At 47.3% G+C, this 21876-nt stretch carries 26 protein-coding genes; 15 read left to right on the top strand and 11 right to left on the bottom strand.

The window, feature by feature from the left end; all coding sequences use genetic code 11:
• Positions 1-8: 8 nt before the first annotated feature.
• The 11 genes from RUMAL_RS01390 (at position 9) to RUMAL_RS22095 (ending at position 7164) form a co-directional block, all read left to right on the top strand.
• Positions 9-401: a hypothetical protein gene (locus RUMAL_RS01390; RefSeq protein ID WP_154662729.1), complete on the top strand. Its 393-nt coding sequence runs from the start codon at positions 9-11 to the stop codon at positions 399-401.
• An 80-nt stretch (positions 402-481) separates the two neighbouring features.
• On the top strand, positions 482-805 hold the full coding sequence (locus RUMAL_RS01385) for a TFIIB-type zinc ribbon-containing protein (protein WP_013497024.1): 324 nt from the start codon (positions 482-484) through the stop codon (positions 803-805).
• Entirely contained in the window at positions 802-993 is a 192-nt protein-coding gene (locus tag RUMAL_RS01380; RefSeq protein WP_028504111.1) for a hypothetical protein, read from the top strand. Before RUMAL_RS01385 ends, RUMAL_RS01380 begins: the two co-directional genes overlap by 4 nt.
• A 44-nt stretch (positions 994-1037) precedes the next feature.
• On the top strand, positions 1038-1574 hold the full coding sequence (locus RUMAL_RS01375) for a CbrC family protein (RefSeq protein WP_028504112.1): 537 nt from the start codon (positions 1038-1040) through the stop codon (positions 1572-1574).
• A 25-nt stretch (positions 1575-1599) separates the two neighbouring features.
• Entirely contained in the window at positions 1600-2418 is an 819-nt protein-coding gene (locus tag RUMAL_RS01370) for a hypothetical protein (protein ID WP_013497021.1), read from the top strand.
• Positions 2419-2433: 15 nt separating this feature from the next.
• Complete coding sequence (locus RUMAL_RS01365) at positions 2434-3615, top strand: phosphoribosylaminoimidazolecarboxamide formyltransferase (protein WP_013497020.1); 1182 nt, start codon at positions 2434-2436, stop codon at positions 3613-3615.
• On the top strand, positions 3615-4400 hold the full coding sequence (locus tag RUMAL_RS01360) for a hypothetical protein (protein WP_013497019.1): 786 nt from the start codon (positions 3615-3617) through the stop codon (positions 4398-4400). The genes RUMAL_RS01365 and RUMAL_RS01360 overlap by 1 nt, the downstream gene beginning before the upstream one ends.
• Before the next feature lie 66 nt (positions 4401-4466).
• Entirely contained in the window at positions 4467-4679 is a 213-nt protein-coding gene (locus RUMAL_RS01355) for a hypothetical protein (RefSeq protein ID WP_013497018.1), read from the top strand.
• 32 nt (positions 4680-4711) lie between these two features.
• Entirely contained in the window at positions 4712-5452 is a 741-nt protein-coding gene (locus RUMAL_RS01350; RefSeq protein WP_013497017.1) for a hypothetical protein, read from the top strand.
• Between the two features lie 25 nt (positions 5453-5477).
• Positions 5478-6833 (top strand): phosphoribosylamine--glycine ligase, encoded by a 1356-nt coding sequence (gene purD / locus RUMAL_RS01345; protein WP_013497016.1) that lies wholly within the window; start codon positions 5478-5480, stop codon positions 6831-6833.
• A 178-nt stretch (positions 6834-7011) separates the two neighbouring features.
• Positions 7012-7164: a hypothetical protein gene (locus tag RUMAL_RS22095; protein ID WP_013497015.1), complete on the top strand. Its 153-nt coding sequence runs from the start codon at positions 7012-7014 to the stop codon at positions 7162-7164.
• Positions 7165-7178: 14 nt separating this feature from the next.
• Here the strand turns inward: RUMAL_RS22095 and purN are convergent, their stop codons facing one another.
• The 11 genes from purN to RUMAL_RS01290 form a co-directional block, all read right to left on the bottom strand.
• Positions 7179-7805, bottom strand: a complete 627-nt coding sequence (purN, locus tag RUMAL_RS01340; protein ID WP_013497014.1) for a phosphoribosylglycinamide formyltransferase — start codon at positions 7803-7805, stop codon at positions 7179-7181.
• 20 nt (positions 7806-7825) lie between these two features.
• Positions 7826-8335: a hypothetical protein gene (locus RUMAL_RS01335; RefSeq protein ID WP_013497013.1), complete on the bottom strand. Its 510-nt coding sequence runs from the start codon at positions 8333-8335 to the stop codon at positions 7826-7828.
• Positions 8332-8823, bottom strand: a complete 492-nt coding sequence (locus tag RUMAL_RS01330) for an SF0329 family protein (RefSeq protein ID WP_013497012.1) — start codon at positions 8821-8823, stop codon at positions 8332-8334. The genes RUMAL_RS01335 and RUMAL_RS01330 overlap by 4 nt, the downstream gene beginning before the upstream one ends.
• Positions 8824-8833: 10 nt before the next feature.
• Positions 8834-9289, bottom strand: coding sequence for a DUF5680 domain-containing protein (locus RUMAL_RS01325; RefSeq protein WP_169736134.1), 456 nt, complete (start codon positions 9287-9289; stop codon positions 8834-8836).
• Positions 9286-9849 carry a hypothetical protein gene (locus tag RUMAL_RS01320; protein WP_013497010.1) on the bottom strand — a complete coding sequence of 188 codons (564 nt, stop codon included), beginning with the start codon at positions 9847-9849 and terminating at the stop codon, positions 9286-9288. Before RUMAL_RS01320 ends, RUMAL_RS01325 begins: the two co-directional genes overlap by 4 nt.
• A gap of 89 nt (positions 9850-9938) precedes the next feature.
• Entirely contained in the window at positions 9939-10979 is a 1041-nt protein-coding gene (gene purM / locus RUMAL_RS01315) for a phosphoribosylformylglycinamidine cyclo-ligase (RefSeq protein WP_013497009.1), read from the bottom strand.
• Between the two features lie 42 nt (positions 10980-11021).
• A complete protein-coding gene (locus RUMAL_RS01310; protein ID WP_013497008.1) occupies positions 11022-12443 on the bottom strand; it encodes an amidophosphoribosyltransferase in 1422 nt (473 codons plus the stop codon).
• 3 nt (positions 12444-12446) lie between these two features.
• Complete coding sequence (purC, locus tag RUMAL_RS01305) at positions 12447-13166, bottom strand: phosphoribosylaminoimidazolesuccinocarboxamide synthase (RefSeq protein ID WP_013497007.1); 720 nt, start codon at positions 13164-13166, stop codon at positions 12447-12449.
• A gap of 31 nt (positions 13167-13197) precedes the next feature.
• Entirely contained in the window at positions 13198-13851 is a 654-nt protein-coding gene (locus RUMAL_RS01300) for an HAD-IA family hydrolase (protein ID WP_013497006.1), read from the bottom strand.
• Positions 13848-14345: a 5-(carboxyamino)imidazole ribonucleotide mutase gene (purE, locus tag RUMAL_RS01295; protein WP_013497005.1), complete on the bottom strand. Its 498-nt coding sequence runs from the start codon at positions 14343-14345 to the stop codon at positions 13848-13850. Before purE ends, RUMAL_RS01300 begins: the two co-directional genes overlap by 4 nt.
• Positions 14346-14709: 364 nt before the next feature.
• Positions 14710-14907 (bottom strand): hypothetical protein, encoded by a 198-nt coding sequence (locus RUMAL_RS01290; RefSeq protein ID WP_154662731.1) that lies wholly within the window; start codon positions 14905-14907, stop codon positions 14710-14712.
• Between the two features lie 273 nt (positions 14908-15180).
• On the opposite strand from RUMAL_RS01290, the gene rsmA reads away from it, so the two are divergent.
• The 4 genes from rsmA to RUMAL_RS01270 all read left to right on the top strand — a co-directional run bounded on the left by rsmA (position 15181) and on the right by RUMAL_RS01270 (position 21872).
• Positions 15181-16041: a 16S rRNA (adenine(1518)-N(6)/adenine(1519)-N(6))-dimethyltransferase RsmA gene (rsmA, locus tag RUMAL_RS01285; protein ID WP_013497003.1), complete on the top strand. Its 861-nt coding sequence runs from the start codon at positions 15181-15183 to the stop codon at positions 16039-16041.
• 69 nt (positions 16042-16110) lie between these two features.
• Positions 16111-18420 (top strand): SpoIIE family protein phosphatase, encoded by a 2310-nt coding sequence (locus RUMAL_RS01280; protein ID WP_013497002.1) that lies wholly within the window; start codon positions 16111-16113, stop codon positions 18418-18420.
• A 213-nt stretch (positions 18421-18633) separates the two neighbouring features.
• Positions 18634-20607 (top strand): 1,4-alpha-glucan branching protein GlgB, encoded by a 1974-nt coding sequence (gene glgB, locus RUMAL_RS01275; RefSeq protein ID WP_013497001.1) that lies wholly within the window; start codon positions 18634-18636, stop codon positions 20605-20607.
• 62 nt (positions 20608-20669) lie between these two features.
• Positions 20670-21872: a glucose-1-phosphate adenylyltransferase gene (locus RUMAL_RS01270; protein ID WP_013497000.1), complete on the top strand. Its 1203-nt coding sequence runs from the start codon at positions 20670-20672 to the stop codon at positions 21870-21872.
• The last annotated feature ends 4 nt before the right edge of the window (positions 21873-21876 follow it).

Below are 21876 nucleotides of genomic sequence, written 5' to 3'. Positions count from 1 at the left end.
CACGGCAGATGATCAGATACTTCTCGATCGCTCCGGGAAACGGTTATACACTCGGCATGACAGAGGACGGACGATATGTCTTTGCAGGCAAGATTGGAAGCACCCAGATGACCGAGCTGTATGACATCGGCAGAGAGCTTTATGAGAAGTTTACCGACCCCGCTAACAAAGGTACTGTCCGCGGATTGATCCAGAGCGTATATACAAACTGTGAATGTATAGCTTTTCAGGGTTCGCGTGCAGAACCTATGCCTTTGCTGGTACCCGAGCATAAAACGCTTGAGGAACACATGGAGTATTTCCGTTTCATCAATGGGAACCACATTATAAGCGGCAGGATCGAGGGTGAAAAGGTGATACTTGTGACTGATGACTGCGAAAAAAGCTTCGATCTGGACTGAGTATACCAAAAAGGAACATCTATGAAATACCCCACGGTGATACAGTTGAAGCAAACATTTTTCCATAAGAGGAGAATACTATGCAAATAGTAGCTATCAGATGTCCGAACTGTTCGGGCGATATAAGTTATACCCCTGGTGAACAGGTGGTAAAATGCCCATACTGTGATTCGGTGCTGAACATAAAGGAAGGCTCTGACAGGGCAGCCCTTGAAAGAACCAAAAATGAATTCAAGAACATCGAGCATATCAGGTATGAATATGCCAGAAGCGTACAGCACTGGAAAACGCTCACATATCTCTATTACGGGCTTGTATTCGTGCTGACGATCACAGCTTTCCTGTTGTTAGACTTCTTCAGGAATCATTCAGGCGGGTATAATCTCGGCGGGATAATTTTTTGATGCTGTGCATATCCTTTCTGGCAGTACCTGCGGTCTTTTCTAAAACAGTACCCATCCCACCCAAAGAAGTCGAACAGCCGCTGAGACTGAGATCAGGGCTGCCCGCCGCTGTCAGAATGACAGTTACCGCATTGCTGGTAGCTTTGGGAGGTGGTTTCATAGCTTATCTCATCATGGAGATTTTTTGATCATCTTCTGCACATAACAGTTTCTGAAACAGTGAGGTATGGATATGGATAAAGACTTCCCGAAATTCAGATATCACCCCGATCCCATAGGCACAGGGGCTTTCAAAAAGGCTGACAAGCCGCAGATATGCGGATGCTGCGGCAAAAAGACCGAATATGTATACGAAAGTCCATTCTATTCGACAGAAGATGTTGAGTGTCTGTGTCCGTGGTGTATAGCCGACGGCAGTGCCGCAAAAAAATTTGACGGCGAGTTTCAGGACGCTTACAGCTGTGAGAAGATAAATGATGTATCCAAGCTGGACGAACTTATACACCGTACCCCGGGATACTGCGGGTGGCAGCAGGAAGTCTGGCTGGCACATTGTAATGACTACTGTGCTTTCGTGGGATACGTTGGCATGACAGAACTTGAAAAGATGGGTCTTTCAGATAAACTGGAAGATATCTACCGCAAGGACGAGGCTATGTTCGATATCGGTGATATCAGAGAATGTATGACAAACGGCGGCAGTATGCAGGGCTATCTTTTCAGGTGCCTGCACTGCGGAAAGTATCAGCTTTATGCAGACTGTGACTGAACATCGCCTGTGGAGGTGTCAGAATATGAATAATAATGACAAGTACAGGCAGAACAAAAAGAACGGGTTTGTTATAATCACCCTTTTCACACTGCTATTCTTACCTATGATGTTCTTTGACGTATTTGATCTGATATTTGCTTTACCTTTTCTGCTGCTGCTTTGGGGTCCGTTCCTTTTCTTTATCAGCAAGACAGAAAAGGAATACAGGCGCTCGAAACTTCTGTACAAGGGCGACCTTGATGAAGCTGTAAGAAAATGCCGGAATGTGAAGGGCGATAATGCAGCGCTGGATCAGGGTATCTACGGTTTGTTATCATGTCATTTGACTCTTTACACCGATATAGACATTATTCAGCCGAGGTATTACGGTCTTCAAAGCAATAAACCGACGTATCAGCTGTATATTTATATAAAGTATAACAGTGAAACAGCGAGCAATGTGCTGAATTTTGCGACACGCAGTGAAATTGAAGAGTTTATCGAAATGATAAAAAGCGTTTCACCCATCGAACTGAGAGTGAACGAACCTTTGGGCGCACCAACAGGCAAAGAAATGGACTCATTGACAAGAGCAGCACTGGGAAACACTGTGGCAGATTTTTTACAGCTTGACAAGTATTCGGCAGAACAGATAGATGCCCGCGCCAACAGAAACAGTGATGATATTCTGGTAGTAAAAGATCCTGATGACCCGATGTTCAAAAACATGGGCATAGAAATGCGCCGCATGGATGAAAGAACTAAAACTGTGGATCCCGATGATTTCTTCGGTAAAGTCCCGATAGTAAAAGCTGATAAAGACGCGGATGATCCCGCGGATAAGGATAAAATTATATTTTAATCGGAGGTAATAACAATGGCAAACGAGATGCTTTTGAAGTACGGCTGCAACCCCAATCAGAAGCCGTCAAGAGTATATATGGAGGATGGTAAGGATCTTCCTATCGAAGTGCTCAACGGCAAGCCCGGCTATATCAACCTGCTGGACGCTTTCAACGGCTGGCAGCTGGTAAAGGAGCTGAAAGCTGCTACCGGTATGTGCGCTGCAACTTCTTTCAAGCACGTATCTCCCGCAGGTGCCGCTATCGGCAGACCCCTGACAGAGACTGAGGCTAAGATATACTTCGTTGACGATCTGGGCGAGCTTTCTTCACTGGCTTGCGCTTATGCAAGGGCAAGAGGTGCAGACAGAATGTCCAGCTACGGCGATTTCATCGCACTGTCCGATGTATGTGATGTTCCTACTGCCAAGATGATACAGAGAGAGGTATCCGACGGCGTTATCGCTCCCGGCTATACCGATGAAGCTCTGGAGATACTCAAGTCCAAGAGAAAGGGTACATACAATATCATCAAGATCGACGAGAACTATGTTCCCGCTGAGATCGAGCGCAAGCAGGTATTCGGTGTTACATTTGAACAGGGCAGAAACGAGCTGAAGATCGACAAGGAGCTGCTTTCCAACGTTGTTACCGAGAATAAGGATATCCCCGATGACAAGCTGGAAGATCTTATCATCTCGCTGATAACACTGAAGTATACACAATCAAACTCTGTATGCTATGTCAAGAACGGACAGGCTATCGGTATCGGTGCAGGTCAGCAGTCAAGAGTACACTGCACAAGACTTGCAGGCAGCAAGGCTGACAACTGGTGGCTCAGACAGAACCCCAAGGTAATGGCTCTGCCCTTCAAGGACGATATACGCAGACCTGACCGTGACAACGCTATCGACGTATACATCGGTGAGGAGTATGAGGACGTTCTGGCTGAAGGCGAGTGGCAGAGAATATTCAAGACCAAGCCCGAGCCTCTGACCCGCGAGGAGAAGAAGGAATGGCTGGCTAAAAATACCGATGTATGTCTTGGTTCCGATGCATTCTTCCCCTTCGGCGATAACATCGAAAGAGCCAAGAAGTCAGGTGTGGCTTATATCGCAGAGCCCGGCGGATCTATCCGTGACGACAATGTTATAGACACCTGCAACAAGTACGGAATGGCTATGGCATTCACAGGTATCAGACTCTTCCACCACTGATGGATAAGAGAGTTATATTAGCGGCGCTGCTGTCAGCAGTGCTGCTGACTTCATGCGGCAAAGCCTCCGTAAAAACTTCGGAGGTAAGTGCCGTGAAGAAGGATATGAGCCGTAAAGCTGAAACTTCGTCGGAAGAGATAAGTGCTGCCGAAGAAAGCTCAGCACCCGAAGAAAGCAGTATCACCGAGGAAAGCAAGCCCGAAGAAGAAAGTTCTGTAACGGAAACACCTCCCACAGCTGAAAGCAAACCTGCCGCGGATAGTTCAGCAGCCGAAACTTCCGCCGTCGAAAAGCCCGAACCTGCAGAGGTAAGGATAGAGCACATAAGCGGCACAGGCTACGGATTTGACGTTGATCTTTCTAAATGGATGGATGCAAAAGAACACGTTTCCATAAACGCAGCTGAAGGAACTGAGGGCATAGAATATATTTACGGATGGATGGGTGATTACAGTTCGACCTGTGTGTTTGCTTCAAATGAGCTTTCTACTGATTTATCACAGTATGACATCAATGAAGTAGCACAGCATTATTGGGAAAATGATGCCCCTCCCACGGGACAGACACTGATAGACCATAACACCGTAGATATCAACGGCAAGACCTGGATACGTAGGGAATATACAATTGATCCGACACTTTTCGGAGCCGAATCAAGACTTTTACAATACACAGGTTTCAATGGATACAGAGAGCTTAATATCTGTTTCACCATAACTGAAACAAGTGTGGAATCAATCGACAGCGATCTGCGTGATCTGCTGTGGTCAGTAAATTTTGAATAGCAGTAATAACTGCAAATAAGGAAAGTAAAATAACCGAGAGATCGGTACATGAATGGAGAGTTTAAAATGAATAAGGTACTTATAACTATGGTAGCCGCTGCTGCCGCACTCACAATGACAGCTTGCAACGAGAAGGACGACAGCAAGTCAGAAAAGAACACTAAGGCAAAAACAACTGCTGTTGTTACTACCGATGAAGAAACTACTACCGCTGAGGATGAAACAACTTCCGAGGAAGAGGACGTTGTTACCGATGAGGAGAACATCAAAGCTGAATAATGACATAAAATTTGACAGAAGTGTGGTTTGATATGAAAAAGATCGCTATCGCTGCGCTAGCAGCAGTTATGGCTTTAGGGCTCACTGCCTGCGGCGGCAAAAACAAGGACAGCGCTGACAAAACTGCAGACAGTGCTTCCGCAGAAACGGGCGCTCCATCCGGGGATACCCCCGGTATAGTAGTTATCGACCCAAACGAGGAAAAAACGGCTGTCAATGACACGTCATCAGCAGCCGGGCATGATCCCGATAAAGATGAACAGACTGTCATCGAGATAAAAGACCCCGATGCTGCTGATACATCTTCTGCGGCTGAAAAGAAGAAGGAATCAAAACCTGTATTCACCGTAAAGGCTGACGAAGCCAAGTGGGAAACTACGCAGGAGTCCTCTTCAAGCACCTCGATAATCTACAAGGGCGATGATATTGCCGACGCTAAAGACAACTGCTCGATAATGATAAATTCCCGTGTAGTTGAAACCATGGCTGAAATGACCCTGAGCGAAGTTGCTGATGCAGTGATAGATTCAAAGGGTATGAAAGATCTGATCGATGTTACCGACAGAGGCGATACCAAAATCGGCGGACACTTTGCGTACACTGTCAGCGGTGTTTATACTTCTGACGGCGTATCCTTCGACATAGATATAAGCATTATGGCTGAGGACACCAATGTTCTTGAAGTTTGGGTCATATCCTATGATCAGTGTACTTCCGCCATGCGTGATAATTTCAACAAAGTGTTGAAGACCATAAGCTTCTCAAAGACATGATAATATTCACAAAGGAGTGTATTAAATGAAAATACTTGTAGTCGGCGGCGGCGGACGTGAACACGCGATCATCGCAAAACTCGCACAGTCTCCGAAAGCAGAAAAGATATACTGCACCCCGGGAAACGGCGGCATCTCTGCTATGGCAGAGTGCTTTGACGTTGGTGCAACAGATATTGACGGTGTTGTTGCACTTGCAAAAAAACTGGCTGTCGATCTTGTTGTTGTAGCACCCGATGATCCGCTGGTACTGGGCATGGTCGATGCTTTGCAGGCTGAGGGCTTCAAGACCTTCGGACCCAAGAAGGCTGCAGCTATAATCGAGGGTTCAAAGGTATTCTCCAAGGACCTGATGAAAAAATACAATATCCCTACCGCAGGCTATGAGGTGTTCAAGGACAGTGAATCTGCCATAGCTTACGTTAAGCAGCAGAACACCTATCCTGCTGTTATCAAGGCTGACGGTCTTGCACTGGGCAAGGGCGTTATACTTGCGCAGAACGAGGAAGAAGCTGTAACAGCTATCAAGGAAATGATAGATGATAAGAAGTTCGGTGACAGCAGTTCGACTATCGTCGTTGAAGAGTATCTGACAGGTCCCGAGGTTTCTGTACTCAGCTTCACAGACGGCAAGACTGTAGTTCCCATGATATCCTCCATGGATCACAAGAGAGCACTTGACAATGATGAAGGTCTTAACACAGGCGGAATGGGTACTATATCTCCCAACCCCTACTACACAAACAGCATAGCTGAGGAGTGCATGGAGAAGATATTCCTGCCTACTATAAATGCCATGAATGCCGAGGGCAGGACATTTGAAGGCTGTCTGTATTTCGGACTTATGCTTACCCCCAAAGGACCAAAGGTCATCGAGTACAACTGCCGTTTCGGTGATCCCGAGACACAGGTAGTTCTGCCTATGCTGAAAACGGATCTCGTTGACATAATGGAAGCCATATACGATCACAAGCTGAGCGAACTCAACGTTGAGTGGGCAGAGGGCAGCTGCGCTTGTGTTATCATGGCAAGCGGCGGATATCCCCTCTCTTACCCCAAGGGCATTGAGATCAAGGGTCTTGACGCCAAGGGTCAGGTTGACGGTGCTCAGGTCTTCCACGCAGGTACAAAGCTTGCTGACGGCAAGTTTCTCACCAGCGGCGGACGTGTCCTCGGTGTTACCGCAAAGGGTCTTACCCTCAACTCCGCTCTTGAAAAGGCATACCAGGGTGTTGAAAAGATCACCTTCGAGGGCGCACACTTCCGTAAGGACATCGGTCAGCGTGCATTAAAGGCACTCGACAGTGACCCTCTGCACCTGGGATATAAAGACGATATGGAAGATTACATCGAAGAAAACGGCGTATATCTGCGTCAGTGATGATATCCACATAAAAAAGGGGACTGCTTAAGGGCAGTGTCCATATAGAAGCTTATATTATTTATCGGGGGAAACTTTTCTGAAGAAAAGTTATCCCCCGAACCCCTTTCAAAAGACTTTTAACTCTTTTGGGCAGGGGGTAGTTTTTTATAAAGACAGAAAAAGACAGGGGGTAGCTATGTTTGCAAACATAGCTACCCCCTGCCCAAAAGAAATAGAAGTTTTCGGAAAGGGGTCAGCATCAGCGAAGCTGACGCTTAGGAATAACCCTTTTTCAAAAGGGTTTTCCCCAATAGATAACATAAAACTTCCGTATGAGTACTGCCCTTAAGCAGTCCCTTTTTATTACAGATCAATATATGCCTTGCCGTCACGGATAGTTATCCTGTCCTCACAGAACAGCGAAACTGCCTTGGGCAGAAGCTTCCACTCCACGTTTTCCATTATCTTCTTTTGCAGAGTTTCGGGAGTTTCATCGTTGGCGATATCCACAGCGCCCTGAAGGATTATCGCACCTGCGTCTGCTTCTTCATTTACAAAGTGGATAGTCGCGCCGCTGATCTTAACACCGTATTCCAGAGCCTTTTCATGAACTTTCAGACCATAGTAGCCCTCACCGCAGAAAGAGGGTATCAGTGCGGGATGAACGTTGATTATCTTATAGGGGTAGGCTTTTGTAACTACTTCGTCAAGGATTATCATGAATCCTGCCAGCACAACAAGGTCGGCTTTCTGTCTGTTCAGTTCTTCCAGTATAGCCTGACTGTATGCCTTTTTGTCAGCATACTCCTTTCTTGGCAGCACCACTGAGGGTATACCTGCCTTAGCCGCTCTTTCAAGGGCATATGCGCCCTCTTTTGAGGATATTACACAGCTTATCTTTCCGCCCTTTATCTCTCCGCGTGCCTGAGCGTCTATCAGCGCCTGCAAATTAGTCCCGCCGCCCGAGACCAGTACAACTATATTTTTCATAATGATACTTCCTTTCGCAATTAGTATTCCGCACCTTCGTTTAAAACTACCTTTTTAATGCCTTTCATACCGTCCAGTGCTTTCGGGATTTCGGTTATATACTGTTCATCATCTGCATTTCCGAGATCGAGCATCACCGTTACTTTGTCGGGTTCATCTGCAAAGACCATAACATCGCCGTGATATGTATTTTCGTCATCCTGCGGGAGTTTATCCATACACTCTTCCACCGCACTGATATCTTCATCTGTGGGGGGATTTTCAAAGTAAACGCTGTACAGGAACATCTCTCCGTCAAAGCCATCGACCTTGATATCATAACTCAGCTTTAGTTTATCAATGCCAAGCGTCTCCTTATAAGTTGGCATCTCCGAGTTGATATCATCAACACTGACCGCCTTTGGGTGACTTTCACGATAACCGATATAGCCAATTGTCAATACTCCCGCCAGCACGATAAGTCCTGCAAGCTGATGTCCGTGCCTGTGCCAGAATGTCTTCAGCGACTTCCTGTTGTCGAATTCTCTCACGATAAGCCCTCCGCTTCGCATCTCAGCTTGTAAAATATCTGTATAAAAGGCGGTGCGCTCTCCATTTCCTCAGCCATAGCAGAAAGTCTGCGCTTACCCGTCCGCCTGTCGAGTATCGCAAATATCCTGACAAGCGGATACTCGCTTTTCAGGCTCTCCTCAATCGGCTGTGAAGCAAACATATCAAATGCGCGGTAAAATGCATGATGGTCAAATCCGCCAGCTTTTTCGGCTTCATCAAATGCCTGCATCCAGCTTTTGTGAAGCCCCGCGCCGCTTTCTTCCTGCTCATGGTATTTCTGTGAATGCAGCATCATGAGTTCAAAATAGTCGCTCTTGAAGACCTCAACACCGTCAACACGTATTGCCGCACGCCCCTCATGGTCGGGATATTTGCTGTATGAGGTGGCAAAGTATGTCACACGCCCCTGCAATGAGGGCGCAAGAAACTCCGTCTCAAGCCTTTTCTTTATCTTTGTAAACGGCATAATGCCCTCCTTACTTTATGCTTCCGCCGTGGAACAGACATTCATATATCTGCACACCATTCAATGATATTATCTCATGCCCATAAAACCAGCAGGTGTCACCGCTTACCTCGCATTCGTATACATATCCGCCGTCCTCATAACGCGCAGGTCCTCTGAATGGCTTATCCGCAGGAACTCTTAACAGCGCCTCTTTCAGAAAATCTCCGCTGAAATTCTCGCCTGTCACTCTGCCGACATAATTCATCGACCAGAATGGTTCGCCGTCACGCCATAAAGCTTCCTCGCCCGCAAATCTCTCGCCGCCTAGATAAGTGTCTATGTAAGTAAGCCCATCCTCGCTGTACTTCAAATCATGGGATTTCGGACGGCTGCTTGCGCTTTCCGCGCCCTTGCCCGCATAAGTGGCTTTCTTCGCCCTTATCAGAAATCCGATAACCTTATCGTCAAGTTTGTCCAACATCATTTTCCTCCGCAGATATCAATGATCTTATCAGCATACCGCTCCGCATACTTCATTGAGAATTCTCCGTGATACATTCCGTCAAGCACCTCAATGCTGCTGCCCTTAACGGCTTTGTTTATCATCTCCGCCGATCGTTTTACCGACTTTATTTCTTTTCCGCCTGCAAAAACATACACCCGCGCAGAAGTATCTTTCACAGAGCTTTTCAGTTCATACTGCTGATTTGCCGTGAGAAAAGCTGTCATATTTTTCAGAGTTATCTCCTTGGTGTCGCGGAAATAATCCTCAAAAAATTCTTCGGGTATCCTGAGTGCCGCAAACTGCTTTCTTGCGAACCACTCTTTTTGTATCAGACCGTAACTCATTTTCAGTGACGACGGCAGAAGCGCCGCTGTCACCTTTGAGGGTATAACAAGCGCGCTCTCTATCACTGCATTTTCGCAGATATCTCCGCGCTGTGCCAGCATTTCCAGAGCGACCTGTCCCCCAAGAGATAGCCCGCCGCCGTGGAGCAGAAGTATAGTATCTTTATCTCCGTTCCCGAATATCCTGTACTTCATATACTTATTTATCCTCTGATGCCGTACCCGAACCGTTCAAAAAAGCCACCCGACACGAGCCGCGCCGAGTGGCTGAAAAATACTTTTTATCAGCAGATGATAACGCCCATATCGCTGTCTACCAGCTCACCGAGAACATAAGCGTCCTCGCCTGCAGCCTTTATAGCCGCGATAGCTGCATCAGCATCAGCCTTGTCAACAACAACAGTCATACCAACGCCCATGTTGAAGGTGTTGAACATATCTCTCTCGGGGATATTGCCTGTCTTTGCGATAAGGTCGAATATAGGCAGTACCTGAACATCGCTTCTCTTGATCTGAGCTGATATGCCCTTGGGCAGTGATCTCGGGATATTCTCGTAGAATCCGCCGCCTGTTATGTGGGATATGCTCTTTACCTTTACAGCATCAAGCAGGCTCATTATAGCCTTTACGTAGATGCGTGTAGGTGTCAGCAGTGCCTCACCCAGTGTGGTGCCCAGCTCGTCATAGTGCTTTGCAAGGTTCTCCTCGTTTACATCGAATACCTTTCTAACCAGTGAGAAACCATTGGAGTGTACACCGCTTGACTTTATAGCGATCATCACATCTCCTGCCTTCTGTGTGGTGGGATCAAGTATCTTGTCCTTGTCAACAACACCCACGGAGAAACCTGCAAGATCGTACTCTTCCTCCGGCATAAGACCCGGATGTTCTGCAGTCTCACCGCCTACCAGAGCGCATCCTGCCTGAACGCAGCCCTCGGCCACGCCCGAAACTATGCTTGCGATCTTCTCGGGGATATTTCTTCCGCAGGCAATATAGTCCAGGAAGAACTGAGGCTTTGCACCGCAGCAGATTATATCATTGACACACATGGCAACACAATCTATGCCCACAGTGTCATGCTTGTCCAGCAGGAAAGCGATCTTGATCTTAGTGCCTACGCCGTCAGTGCCCGACACCAGTACAGGCTTGTTTATGCCTGTCATGTCCAGCTCAAAAAGTCCGCCGAAGCCGCCTATGCCGTCGATTACGCCTTTTGTGACCGTTCTGCCTACGTACTGCTTCATAAGCTCTACTGCCTTGTAGCCGGCTGTAACGTCCACGCCTGCTTCCTTGTAGCTGTTTGAATAGCTGTTATTATTCATAAATGCTTCCTTTCGGTCTTGTATGATCTAATGGTATGTATGTCATTCCTTGCCGTCCCAGCAATATGTGCAAAGACCGCATTCAGGCTTGCCAACAGCCTTAACTGTACCCTCGATGGACTGGAATTCCAGTGAGGTGAGCTTCAGCCTGCGGCAGATCTCATCTCTCAGAAGTTTGCCCCTCTCGGTATTGGTGTCGCTGTACTCTCTTATATACTTTACACCCTCAGCGCCTTCGTTCTCGTCGATGATCTGTCTGGCAATTAGTTCCAGTTCAGATGAGCTTCTGGAGAAGTTCAGGTACTTGCAGCCGTACATTATAGGAGGACAAGCCGACCTCATGTGTACTTCCTTAGCGCCGTTCTCATAAAGAAACTCTACAGTTTCCCTCATCTGGGTACCTCTTACTATACTGTCATCAACGAACAGCAGTTTTTTACCCTCAATGAATTCATGCACAGGTATCAGCTTCATCTTTGCTACCCTGTTCCTCATAGACTGATTGGTAGGCATAAAGCTTCTGGGCCATGTGGGAGTATACTTTATGAATGGTCTTGCAAAGGGGATACCGCTCCTGTTGGCATAACCGATAGCGTGAGGAGTGCCTGAATCGGGAACTCCGCAAACGTAATCAACATCAGGCAGCTTGCCGTTCTTGATGTCATTTTCAGCCATTATCATGCCGTTGCGTATCCTCATGCCCTCTACGTTCACACCCTCGTAATTAGCGTTGGGATAACCGTAGTAAGTCCACAGGAACGTACATATACTCATATCGTCTGTACCCTCGGACAGAACCTCAAAGCCGTCCTTGGTAAGCTTCAGTATCTCGCCTGCCTTCAGCTCATGGCAAGTCTTGTAGCCAAGTTTCTGATAAGCAAAATCCTCAAATGAGAAGCAGTAGCCGTCAGACCTCTGTCCTATGATTATAGGCAGCTTGCCTGCCTTGTCCCTTGCGCATATGATAGAATCCTCTGTCATAAGCACCAGTGACATGGTACCCTGTATCTTCTCCTGAGCATAGCGTATACCGTCAACGAAATTGTCTTTCTGAGCTATCAGTGCACCTATCAGCCCCGCAGAGTTGATAGCGCCGCTGCTCATGGTTTCAAAATTCGCACAGCCGTTCTGTAAAAGCTCCTGAGTCAGCTCCTTGGCGTTATGTATAACGCCTATGGAACAGACAGCATAGAGTCCCATCTTGGAACGTACCATTATAGGCTGAGGATCAGTATCGCTTATGCAGCCGATACAGACCTTGCCGCGCATAGCTTCAACATCCTTCTCGAACTTTGTTCTGAAAGGTGAGTTTTCTATGCTGTGAATATTTCTCTGAAATCCTATCTCGGGTGCATAAGCGGTCATACCGCCTCTTCTGGTGCCGAGATGAGAATGATAGTCTGTGCCGAAGAAAACGTCCTGTATACAGTCGTTTGCCGACACTGCGCCGAAAAATCCGCCCATATATTATTCTCCCAGGACTCTCTTCATCATTTCCTGATATGCGTCCTCAACGCCGCCCATATCTCTGCGGAAACGATCCTTGTCAAGCTTCTCGTGGGTCTTGCTGTCCCAGAAACGGCAGGTATCGGGAGAGATCTCGTCAGCGAGGATTATAGTACCGTCAGAAGTCTTACCGAACTCGATCTTGAAGTCTATAAGATCAACGCCTACGCCCTTGAAGAAATCTACCATGAAGCTGTTAACAGCAAACGCATACTTAGCGATGGTATCCAGTTCTTCCTTTGTAGCCAGACCCAGTGCCAGTGCATAGTAATCATTTATGAAAGGATCGCCCAGATCATCGTTCTTGTAGCTGAATTCCAGTATTGGTGTCAGGAGCTCCTTGCCCTCGGGAACGCCCATTCTCTTGGAGAAGCTGCCTGCTGCAACGTTTCTGATTATTACCTCCAGAGGAACGATAGAAACCTTCTTTACCAGAGTCTCTCTGTCGCTCAGCTCTTCTACAAGGTGGGTGGGAACGCCTGCTGCTTCAAGCTTCTTGAACATGAAGTTGGTCATTCTGTTGTTGATAACGCCCTTACCTACGATAGTACCCTTCTTCTCACCATTGAAAGCGGTAGCATCGTCCTTGTAATCAACGATCACCAGGTCGGGATCATTGGTAGCGTATACCTTCTTTGCCTTACCCTCGTAGAGCTGCTCTCCCTTTACTACATTTGCCATAACGATTACCTCCTGAAATGTTTATCTTAACTTAAATTTGTGACATTATATATTTGCGGCAGTCCGCAGGTGTTTCCGCTATCGCGGGCGCACCGCATTCCTTCGCTTCTTCTCTGCTGCCGTATCCCCAGAGCACGTACAGGCTTTCAAGTCCGCATTCATTCGCTCCTATGATATCATGCTGTCTGTCGCCTATCATCAGCACCCTGCTCCTGTCAGTGACATTCAGTGCTTCCAGCACATACTCTATCACCTCACGCTTGGTGTCCCTTGCGCCATCCACACCGGAGCCTCCGATAAACGTGAAATACTTTGCCATATCAAAGTGTTCCAGCAGATTTCTTGCAAACGGCTCAGGTTTGCTTGTAGCCACTCCGAGAACATATCCGATGTCCTTCAGTGTTCCAAGCAGATCTTCAACTCCGTCGAATCTTTCCGATTCAAGCAGTCCGTCCACAGGATATTTCTCACGGTATATCCTCACCGCTTCCCATGCACGTTCATCATCCAGACCGCAGAAATCCTTCATCGACCTGAATAACGGAGGACCCAGGAACCGCCTTATCTCAGCAGGCTCCTCCAGTCCCATTTTCTCCATAGTATATCTTACTATGCGAATTATGCCCGGGGCAGTATCCAGCAGTGTGCCGTCCAGATCGAACAGCAATACCTTGTATCTGCTCACAGCGCAGCCAGCTTTTCCTGAAGAGCAGCGTCCTTAGCCTTGACGCCGTCTATCATATCTGCCTTTGCCTTTTCAAGCTTCTCAGCCAGACCTTCGTCCGACAGTGCCAGCATCTGTATTGCCAGCAAAGCAGCATTCTTAGCACCGTCTATCGCAACAGTCGCAACAGGTATGCCGCTGGGCATCTGTACTGTAGCGAGCAGCGCATCAAGGCCGTCAAGATTGCTCGACTTGCAGGGGATGCCTATAACAGGCAGTGTAGTGTGTCCTGCGATAACACCTGCAAGATGTGCAGCCATTCCCGCAGCGCAAATTATAACACCAAAGCCCTCAGCCTTAGCCTTGTCTGCAAAATCAGCAGCAAGGGCAGGTGTTCTGTGAGCGCTCATAACATGACATTCATAAGGAACACCATAAGCCTTCAGCTCAGCACAAGCCTTGGATACTACAGGGAAATCGCTGTCTGAACCCATGATAACTGCTACTTTCTTCATATCAGCATCTAACTCCTTCATCAAACCAAAAAAACTGCAACTATTGCGTTGCAGTTCAAATTAGGTCATAATTGTTACATTCAGCACACATGAGGGTGTAATAAGAGTGTGATGATACAGAACGGCAGCCGTCTGTTGCTCCGCCCATGGAATATAAAGTTTCTGAACTTTTAGATATCCCCGAATACATCATACCTACTCCCATCCCGACCATGCGGCTCCGGAAGGGTCAGCCCTCCCGATATCACATACATATTGTACAATATTCTCGGGATAATTTCAACAGTTTTCCATATAGAATTTGTTAAGGTAATAAAAAGATTTCTTGTGTAAAATAACAAATCATACCTTATTTTATATAGGATCAATGCCTGCAGTCAGCACCGTATGCGGCTGCCTCCGCAGACATTCCCAATGCAGTTTCCACACTGCTGCGACCTTTGCAAAGCCGTTTTACCGCCCCATAGTTCTCAGCATTTATCCCCGAAAAACCTCTGTGTCCCGTGATCCTGGATGTCCTTGCGGTCATCTCGATATCCGCATAATATCCTGTATTATTCACAACTTGTTCCTCCATTTTCATCAGCAGATGCCTGCTGACATATTTCCTTATCAGTATATCCAATATATGTGAAATAATGCTCTTGCCTATTGACTTACAGGCGGTTATATGTTAAAATTATATTATCGTTTTATATCTGAAAATTAACATAAATAACAAAATACTTTGTTTACTGTCGTAATACAAAATAAAACGTCAGAAAACTTCATCAGATGTACACAGATCTGTAAGTCCGATGCATCAGACAAATAAGAGATAAACGGGGAGAAGATAATGGACAATCTATCAAATATAGGCGTTATTAAAGATGTTATGCAGCGCCACGGTTTTACATTCTCAAAAGCACTGGGGCAGAATTTCCTTGTAAACCCATCGGTATGCCCCCGCATAGCCGAAATGGGCAACGCAAAGGCAGGCTACGGTGTGATAGAGATAGGCACAGGCGTAGGCGTGCTGACCAATGAACTTGCAAAGCGTGCCGATAAGGTCGTAGCCATCGAGATAGATGACCGCCTCATCCCCGTGCTTGAGGAAACGCTTGCAGAGCATGATAATGTCAAAGTAATAAATGCAGATGTAATGAAAGTCGATCTGCATAAACTCATCGAAGATGAATTCAGCGGAATGGAGGTAGCCGTATGTGCGAACCTCCCCTACTATATAACCTCACCAATACTCATGATGCTGCTTGAACAGCGTCTGAGGATACGCTCCGTGACCGTCATGGTGCAGAAAGAAGCAGGTACAAGGCTATGCGCTCCCCTCGGCACAAGGGATATGGGCGCTGTCACGGTGGCAGTGAACTACTTTTCAGAGCCTAAGATACTTTTCAATGTTTCACGCGGCAGTTTCATGCCTGCCCCGAATGTTGACAGCTGTGTCGTACGGTTCGATATCAAGGAGAACACCCCGGAAGGCGTAACTGACGAAGCATTCTTCTTCAAGATGGTAAGAGCCGCTTTCTCTCAGCGCAGAAAAACTCTGGTGAACTCCGTGTCCGCAGGACTCGGCGCAGATAAGCAGACGGTCGCCGCAGCAGTGGAAAACAGCGGTCTTCAGGCAAACGTCCGTCCCGAACAGCTTCTTATGAAGGAGTTCGTGAGGTTCGGGGAAGAACTGAAAAAACTCATGTGATTGTGACATTTTTCACGTATACCTGATGATAGAATATACTTACTATTCTATTCGTAGGACGTGAGAAATATGTTTCAAAATGTAAAAACAGCTCCCTCCGGATCAGCCGGTGCAAAACAGAGGTCTTCCAAAAGGGCGGCAGTAAAAAAATGGCAGTATCGTATAGGCGCATTCATATGCGGGCTCCTGACAGGACTTTCCGTCACACTCGGATTTCCGTCTTTCATGTGCGCAGCGGCAGCATCTCTGGCAGGTGATAATTCACCCGCCGTATTTCTCGGGACGCTGCTTGCGTTCATCCTGAACCGCGGTATCGAGGCAGGGATAGTGCAGATATGCTCTGTGCTGGTAATAACAGCCATCCACTTCATCGACCCCCTCGGTGACAAACGCGATGAGCCTGTTTACCGCTCACTGGTAGTATCAGGTGTACTTATGCTGTTCTCATGCGTTATAACAGCAGCTATCCCCGGCGATTTCTACCATGCTTCAATGAGGATGATAAATTCACTTCTTGCAGGCTGTACGGTATTCATCACCATGACGATCCGCACCGCATCAAAGCGCAGCGGTATATACGATCTTACCGGTATCAACGGAGTATTCGCAGGTATGCTGTGCATAATTGCCGTGAGTATTACCGCCTCGGTGAATTTATTCGTCGTGAACCTCGGAAGGACCATCGGTGCGTTCATTCTTCTGCAAGCCGCACGAAGATACAGAAGTTTCGGCGGTGCAGTGGCAGGTGCACTGACAGCCTGCGGAGTACTGATATGTGATCCGAGTCTTGCAAGGAACACACTTCTTCTCGCAACAGCCGGGCTGATATGCGGAGTATTCGTACAATTCGGCAGGCTGGCAGAGGTCATGAGCTTTCTTGTAACTGCCCTCATAAGCCTTGTAGCTGTCGGCATCAACGGTGATACATATCATATGTTCGCGGATATCGTTGCAGGTTCTCTCATGTTCCTGATGATACCTTCGGACAAGATAAAACGCATGGGCAAGCGTATATCAGGCTTCCGCAGTACTCCCGAACTCATAGGGCAGACTACTGCCGCACGGCTGATGCTGGCAGGTCAGACCCTTGGCGAAATACGCAGGCAGCTCGATATGGTAACTGTTACTATGGACAGAAATACCGCTTCACGAACTGCTTCATCGGAGGTAAGGCGCTGTGTTTGTACCGACTGCCCTTCATACAGACTATGCTTCGAGAAAAACGATAGTACAGCAGGTGCTTTTGATAAACTGCAGATGATCCTCGACTGTGGCGGCAGCATAACCGACGAGCAGGTTCGCAGTAACGTTGGCTGCTGCGACAGACCCGCACTGGTTTGCGAAGCCTTCAATGACCTTGAAAAGCACATCCTTGAGGATAAGGCTGAAAATATCCGAATGAAGGAGCTTCGCACCATGCTGACAGACCAGCTCCTCTCCATGGAGGATATCCTTTCCGACCTCTCGTACCGTTCATCACAGGTGCATTCCATTGATACGGGACTATCAGAGAGCGTCCGCGAACAGCTGGCTGTAATGGGATACCGCGGAGCCAGAGTCTGCGTTTATGTGGACAATGACCTCTGCTGCAGAGCCGATGCCTTTATAAAAGGCAGCTTTTCAGGAGATATCGCTATGCTTACAGCCTCGGTATCATCTATACTGGATTGTGATATGGGGCTGCCTGATATAACAGGCGACAACGGCATTACAAGGATATCCTTTGCCGAACTCCCTGCATTTACCGCAGAGACCGCAGTATTTTCTGCATCTGCAAGCGGTGAATATTCAGGTGACAGTTATGATATCTTCGATGTGGACGGCTGCGAGAAATATCTCGTGCTTTCCGACGGTATGGGCACAGGCAAGCGTGCAAGGCTCGATTCATCATTCACCGTCAGCCTTAGCCGCAAGCTTATCACCTCAGGGCTTTCGCTTACCACCGTACACAGGCTGGTATCCTCCATGCTGAGGGTAAAAGGCTGGGAAGAAAGCTTTGCCACAATGGATATCCTCAGACTGGATCTGTGCGGCGGACGGGCTTCTTTACTGAAAGCCGGCGCTGTCAGCAGCTGGCTGTGCCGTGACGGTTCGGCTATGCCGCTGGGAGAGATCTCGTTCCCCGCAGGGATACTGTCAGATTGTCCGCCAGACAAGTGTGAGATAAAACTGTTTGACGGCGATCTTATAATAATGACTTCCGATGGTGCCGATGATGTATCCTCACAGCTCATCGCAGACACTGCCGCAGCATCTGACGGATGCGATATCAATGAGCTCGTACAGCAGCTCGGAGAGTTCGTTAACGACCGCCGCAAAGGCATGAGAGGCGATGATATTACTATCATGGCAGTGCGCATCGGCACACAAAAAGAATGAATTATGTATAAAAATTCATAAATGTAAATATATTACTATATTGGCGTGTATTTTTTATTAATGCGATATACCAATTACACAAAACAACTGATTAAAATATGTAAGAACTTGAAAAAAATCACAAAACCCCTTGAAAAAATATGAAATAAGAGTTAAAATAGATGTATAAAAAGGTATTGCTATGCCTTGCAAACAAAGGAGGAAAGAGTTTTCATGGATAAGATGCCTCAGGAATATGAGATACCTCTATACCTTTTCCACAACGGAACAAATTATGAAACATACCGTTTTCTCGGCTGCCATAAAGGCGTAAAAGACGGAAATGACGGTTATTATTTCAGAGTATGGGCTGCCAAGGCACGCGCAGTATCACTGGTAGGCGATTTCAACAACTGGGATGATAACGCCACACCTATGCAGCAGCTTGAAAAGTCGGAAGTCTGGGAAGTATTCGTCCCGGGCATGAAGACATTTGATACATATAAATTCTCCATAGTCGGCTGCGACGGCAAACGCCGCTGCAAGGCTGACCCCTATGGTACACATATGGAGCTGAAGCCCCAGACCGGCTCAAAGATATTCGATATCGAAGGCTATAAATGGAAAGACGATAAGTGGCAGAAGGAACGCAAGACCAAGGACGTTTACAACTGCCCAATGAATATATACGAAGTTCACCTGAATTCGTGGAAGTCCTGCGATGACGGTGTGTACTATTCGTATACCAAATTTGCAAATACGATAATACCTTACCTCAAGGATATGGGCTATACCCACATCGAATTCATGCCCCTGGCAGAATTCCCCTTTGACGGTTCCTGGGGTTATCAGGGCATAGGCTACTATGCACCGACCTCACGTTTTGGTACTCCCCACGAGTTCATGGCGATGATAGACCTGTTCCATCAGGCAGGGATATCCGTTATCCTCGACTGGGTACCCGCACATTTTCCAAGGGACGAGGCAGGTCTGTTTGAATTTGACGGCGGCGCAAGCTATGAGTATGCCGACCCTAAAAAGCGTGACCATCTCGCATGGGGCACAAGAGTTTTCGACTATGGAAGAGGAGAAGTAAAAAGCTTCCTTATCTCCAACGCGCTGTACTGGATAGAACAGTACCATATCGACGGTCTGCGTGTTGATGCAGTAGCCTCCATGCTGTACCTCGATTATGACAGACGCGACGGCGAATGGACACCAAATATCTACGGCGGTCACGAGAACCTCGAAGCTGTACAGTTCCTTCGTGACCTGAATACAGCCGTATTCTCCAGATGCCCCACAGTGCTTATGATAGCCGAAGAATCCACCGCATGGCCAATGGTAACAAAGCCGGTCAGCGATGGCGGTCTTGGCTTCAACTTCAAGTGGAACATGGGCTGGATGAACGATATGCTCAAATATATGAGCTATGACCCCATAGACAGAGCATTCCATCACGATATGCTGACCTTCTCGTTCTTCTACGCATTTTCGGAGAATTTCGTACTGCCTATATCCCATGATGAAGTAGTACACGGAAAAGCTTCGCTGGTAAACAAGATGTACGGCGGAGATGTTGATAAAAAGTTTGAGCAGTGCAAGCTGTTCAATGCATATATGATGGCTCACCCCGGCAAGAAGCTTATGTTCATGGGCACAGAGTTCGCCCAGTTCAGGGAGTGGGACTACGAGAACGGTCTTGAATGGTTCCTTGTAGAAGAATACGAGAACCACCGCAACTACCACGCGTTCTCAAAACGGCTGAACCGCTTCTATCTCGACCATCCTCAGTTCTGGCAGAAAGACTTCGACTGGTCGGGATTCAGCTGGATAGCAAATGACGATTTCAGACAGAGTATAATCATATTCCGCAGATTTGATGCGGAGGCGAACGAGGTCATAGTGCTTTGCAACTTTGTCCCCGTTGAGAGAAAGAGCTACTGCTTCGGAGTGCCTTACAAAGGCAAGTATACCGAAGTATTCAACTCCGCTTCTCCTGACGGCGCACCTATGACCAACGGCACTGTAAAGTCACAGGATGTGCCCATGCACGGCTTTGAACAGTCGGTATGTATAGATATACCGCCTTTCTCCTGTATGTACTTTGAAGTGAAAAAGGACAGCGAAAAGAAAAAAGCTACTATCAAAAAGGCAGAGCACAAAAAGAATTCCGACAAGAAAAAGACCGCAAAAGAAGCAGAATAAGTTGCTTGACTTTTCAGCTTACAGCGTTGTCAATAGTATAAAATATATGGTGGGTGAAATTTATGTTCAACAAAAAAGAATGTGTGGCTATGCTTCTCGCAGGCGGACAGGGCAGCAGACTTTATGCCCTGACTCAGGACGTTGCAAAGCCCGCAGTGCCATTCGGCGCAAAATATCGTATCATTGACTTCCCTTTGTCTAACTGCATAAATTCGGGTATAGACACAGTGGGCGTACTTACACAGTATCAGCCTCTCGTACTCAACGAGTACATAGGCAACGGTCAGCCCTGGGACCTTGACCGTATCCACGGCGGTGTCCATGTACTGCCGCCTTACCAGAAGGCAACAGGTGCCGACTGGTATTCCGGTACAGCTAACGCTATCTACCAGAACATCGGATTTATCGACAGATATGACCCCGAGTACGTTGTTGTCCTCTCAGGTGACCACATCTATAAGATGGACTATAACAAAATGCTGCAGTTCCACAAGAAGAAAGAAGCAGCTGCTACCATCGCAGTACTCGATGTTCCCAAGCACGAAGCAAGCAGATTCGGAATAATGATAACCGACGAGGATGACAATATCATCGACTTTGAAGAAAAGCCCAAGAACCCAAGATCCACACTGGCTTCAATGGGTATCTACATATTCACATGGGAGAAGCTGAGGGCTTACCTCATCGCCAATGAAAAAGACGAAACTGCTTCCAAGGACTTCGGAAAAAATATCATACCCGATATGAGAGAAGCAGGCGAAAAGCTGGTAGCTTACCGCTTTGACGGCTACTGGAAGGACGTTGGAACAATTGAATCCCTCTGGGAAGCAAATATGGATCTTATCAATCCCAACATCCCCATCGACCTCTATGACCCCAACTGGAAGATATATTCCAGAAACCCCGTATATCCCCCCCAGAGTATCGGCAAGAATGCGCAGATACAGAACTGTATGGTTACAGAGGGCTGTGTCATAGACGGCAGCGTTGAATTTTCCATGATATCCGACGGCGTTATCGTTGAAGAGGGCGCTGTTATATACGACTCTATCCTCATGCCCGGCGCAGTAGTCAAGAAGGGCGCTAAGGTAGAGTATGCCATCGTAGGTGAAAACTCAGTCATCGGCGAGAACTGTCAGATAGGCGCAAGACCCGAAACTATCGAGGACAAAGACAGCTGGGGCGTTGCGGTAGTAGGTCATAACCTGACTATCTCCGACGGAGCCAATGTTGTGCCAAAGGCAATAATCTACGAAAATATGTAAGGAA

This window comes from Ruminococcus albus 7 = DSM 20455, assembly GCF_000179635.2.
Classification (GTDB): domain Bacteria; phylum Bacillota; class Clostridia; order Oscillospirales; family Ruminococcaceae; genus Hominimerdicola; species Hominimerdicola alba.
Note: the sequence above shows the minus strand (reverse complement) of the source record. Positions and strands in the feature narration are given on the sequence as shown.

Coding starts and splice junctions, on each gene's coding strand:
- RUMAL_RS01390 (WP_154662729.1), top strand. CDS start 9: ATGATCAGATACTTCTCGATCGCTCCGGGAAACGGTTATACACTCGGC.
- RUMAL_RS01385 (WP_013497024.1), top strand. CDS start 482: ATGCAAATAGTAGCTATCAGATGTCCGAACTGTTCGGGCGATATAAGT.
- RUMAL_RS01375 (WP_028504112.1), top strand. CDS start 1,038: ATGGATAAAGACTTCCCGAAATTCAGATATCACCCCGATCCCATAGGC.
- RUMAL_RS01370 (WP_013497021.1), top strand. CDS start 1,600: ATGAATAATAATGACAAGTACAGGCAGAACAAAAAGAACGGGTTTGTT.
- RUMAL_RS01365 (WP_013497020.1), top strand. CDS start 2,434: ATGGCAAACGAGATGCTTTTGAAGTACGGCTGCAACCCCAATCAGAAG.
- RUMAL_RS01360 (WP_013497019.1), top strand. CDS start 3,615: ATGGATAAGAGAGTTATATTAGCGGCGCTGCTGTCAGCAGTGCTGCTG.
- RUMAL_RS01355 (WP_013497018.1), top strand. CDS start 4,467: ATGAATAAGGTACTTATAACTATGGTAGCCGCTGCTGCCGCACTCACA.
- RUMAL_RS01350 (WP_013497017.1), top strand. CDS start 4,712: ATGAAAAAGATCGCTATCGCTGCGCTAGCAGCAGTTATGGCTTTAGGG.
- purD (WP_013497016.1), top strand. CDS start 5,478: ATGAAAATACTTGTAGTCGGCGGCGGCGGACGTGAACACGCGATCATC.
- RUMAL_RS22095 (WP_013497015.1), top strand. CDS start 7,012: ATGTTTGCAAACATAGCTACCCCCTGCCCAAAAGAAATAGAAGTTTTC.
- purN (WP_013497014.1), bottom strand. CDS start 7,805: ATGAAAAATATAGTTGTACTGGTCTCGGGCGGCGGGACTAATTTGCAG.
- RUMAL_RS01330 (WP_013497012.1), bottom strand. CDS start 8,823: ATGCCGTTTACAAAGATAAAGAAAAGGCTTGAGACGGAGTTTCTTGCG.
- RUMAL_RS01325 (WP_169736134.1), bottom strand. CDS start 9,289: ATGATGTTGGACAAACTTGACGATAAGGTTATCGGATTTCTGATAAGG.
- RUMAL_RS01320 (WP_013497010.1), bottom strand. CDS start 9,849: ATGAAGTACAGGATATTCGGGAACGGAGATAAAGATACTATACTTCTG.
- purM (WP_013497009.1), bottom strand. CDS start 10,979: ATGAATAATAACAGCTATTCAAACAGCTACAAGGAAGCAGGCGTGGAC.
- RUMAL_RS01310 (WP_013497008.1), bottom strand. CDS start 12,443: ATGGGCGGATTTTTCGGCGCAGTGTCGGCAAACGACTGTATACAGGAC.
- purC (WP_013497007.1), bottom strand. CDS start 13,166: ATGGCAAATGTAGTAAAGGGAGAGCAGCTCTACGAGGGTAAGGCAAAG.
- purE (WP_013497005.1), bottom strand. CDS start 14,345: ATGAAGAAAGTAGCAGTTATCATGGGTTCAGACAGCGATTTCCCTGTA.
- rsmA (WP_013497003.1), top strand. CDS start 15,181: ATGGACAATCTATCAAATATAGGCGTTATTAAAGATGTTATGCAGCGC.
- RUMAL_RS01280 (WP_013497002.1), top strand. CDS start 16,111: ATGTTTCAAAATGTAAAAACAGCTCCCTCCGGATCAGCCGGTGCAAAA.
- glgB (WP_013497001.1), top strand. CDS start 18,634: ATGGATAAGATGCCTCAGGAATATGAGATACCTCTATACCTTTTCCAC.
- RUMAL_RS01270 (WP_013497000.1), top strand. CDS start 20,670: ATGTTCAACAAAAAAGAATGTGTGGCTATGCTTCTCGCAGGCGGACAG.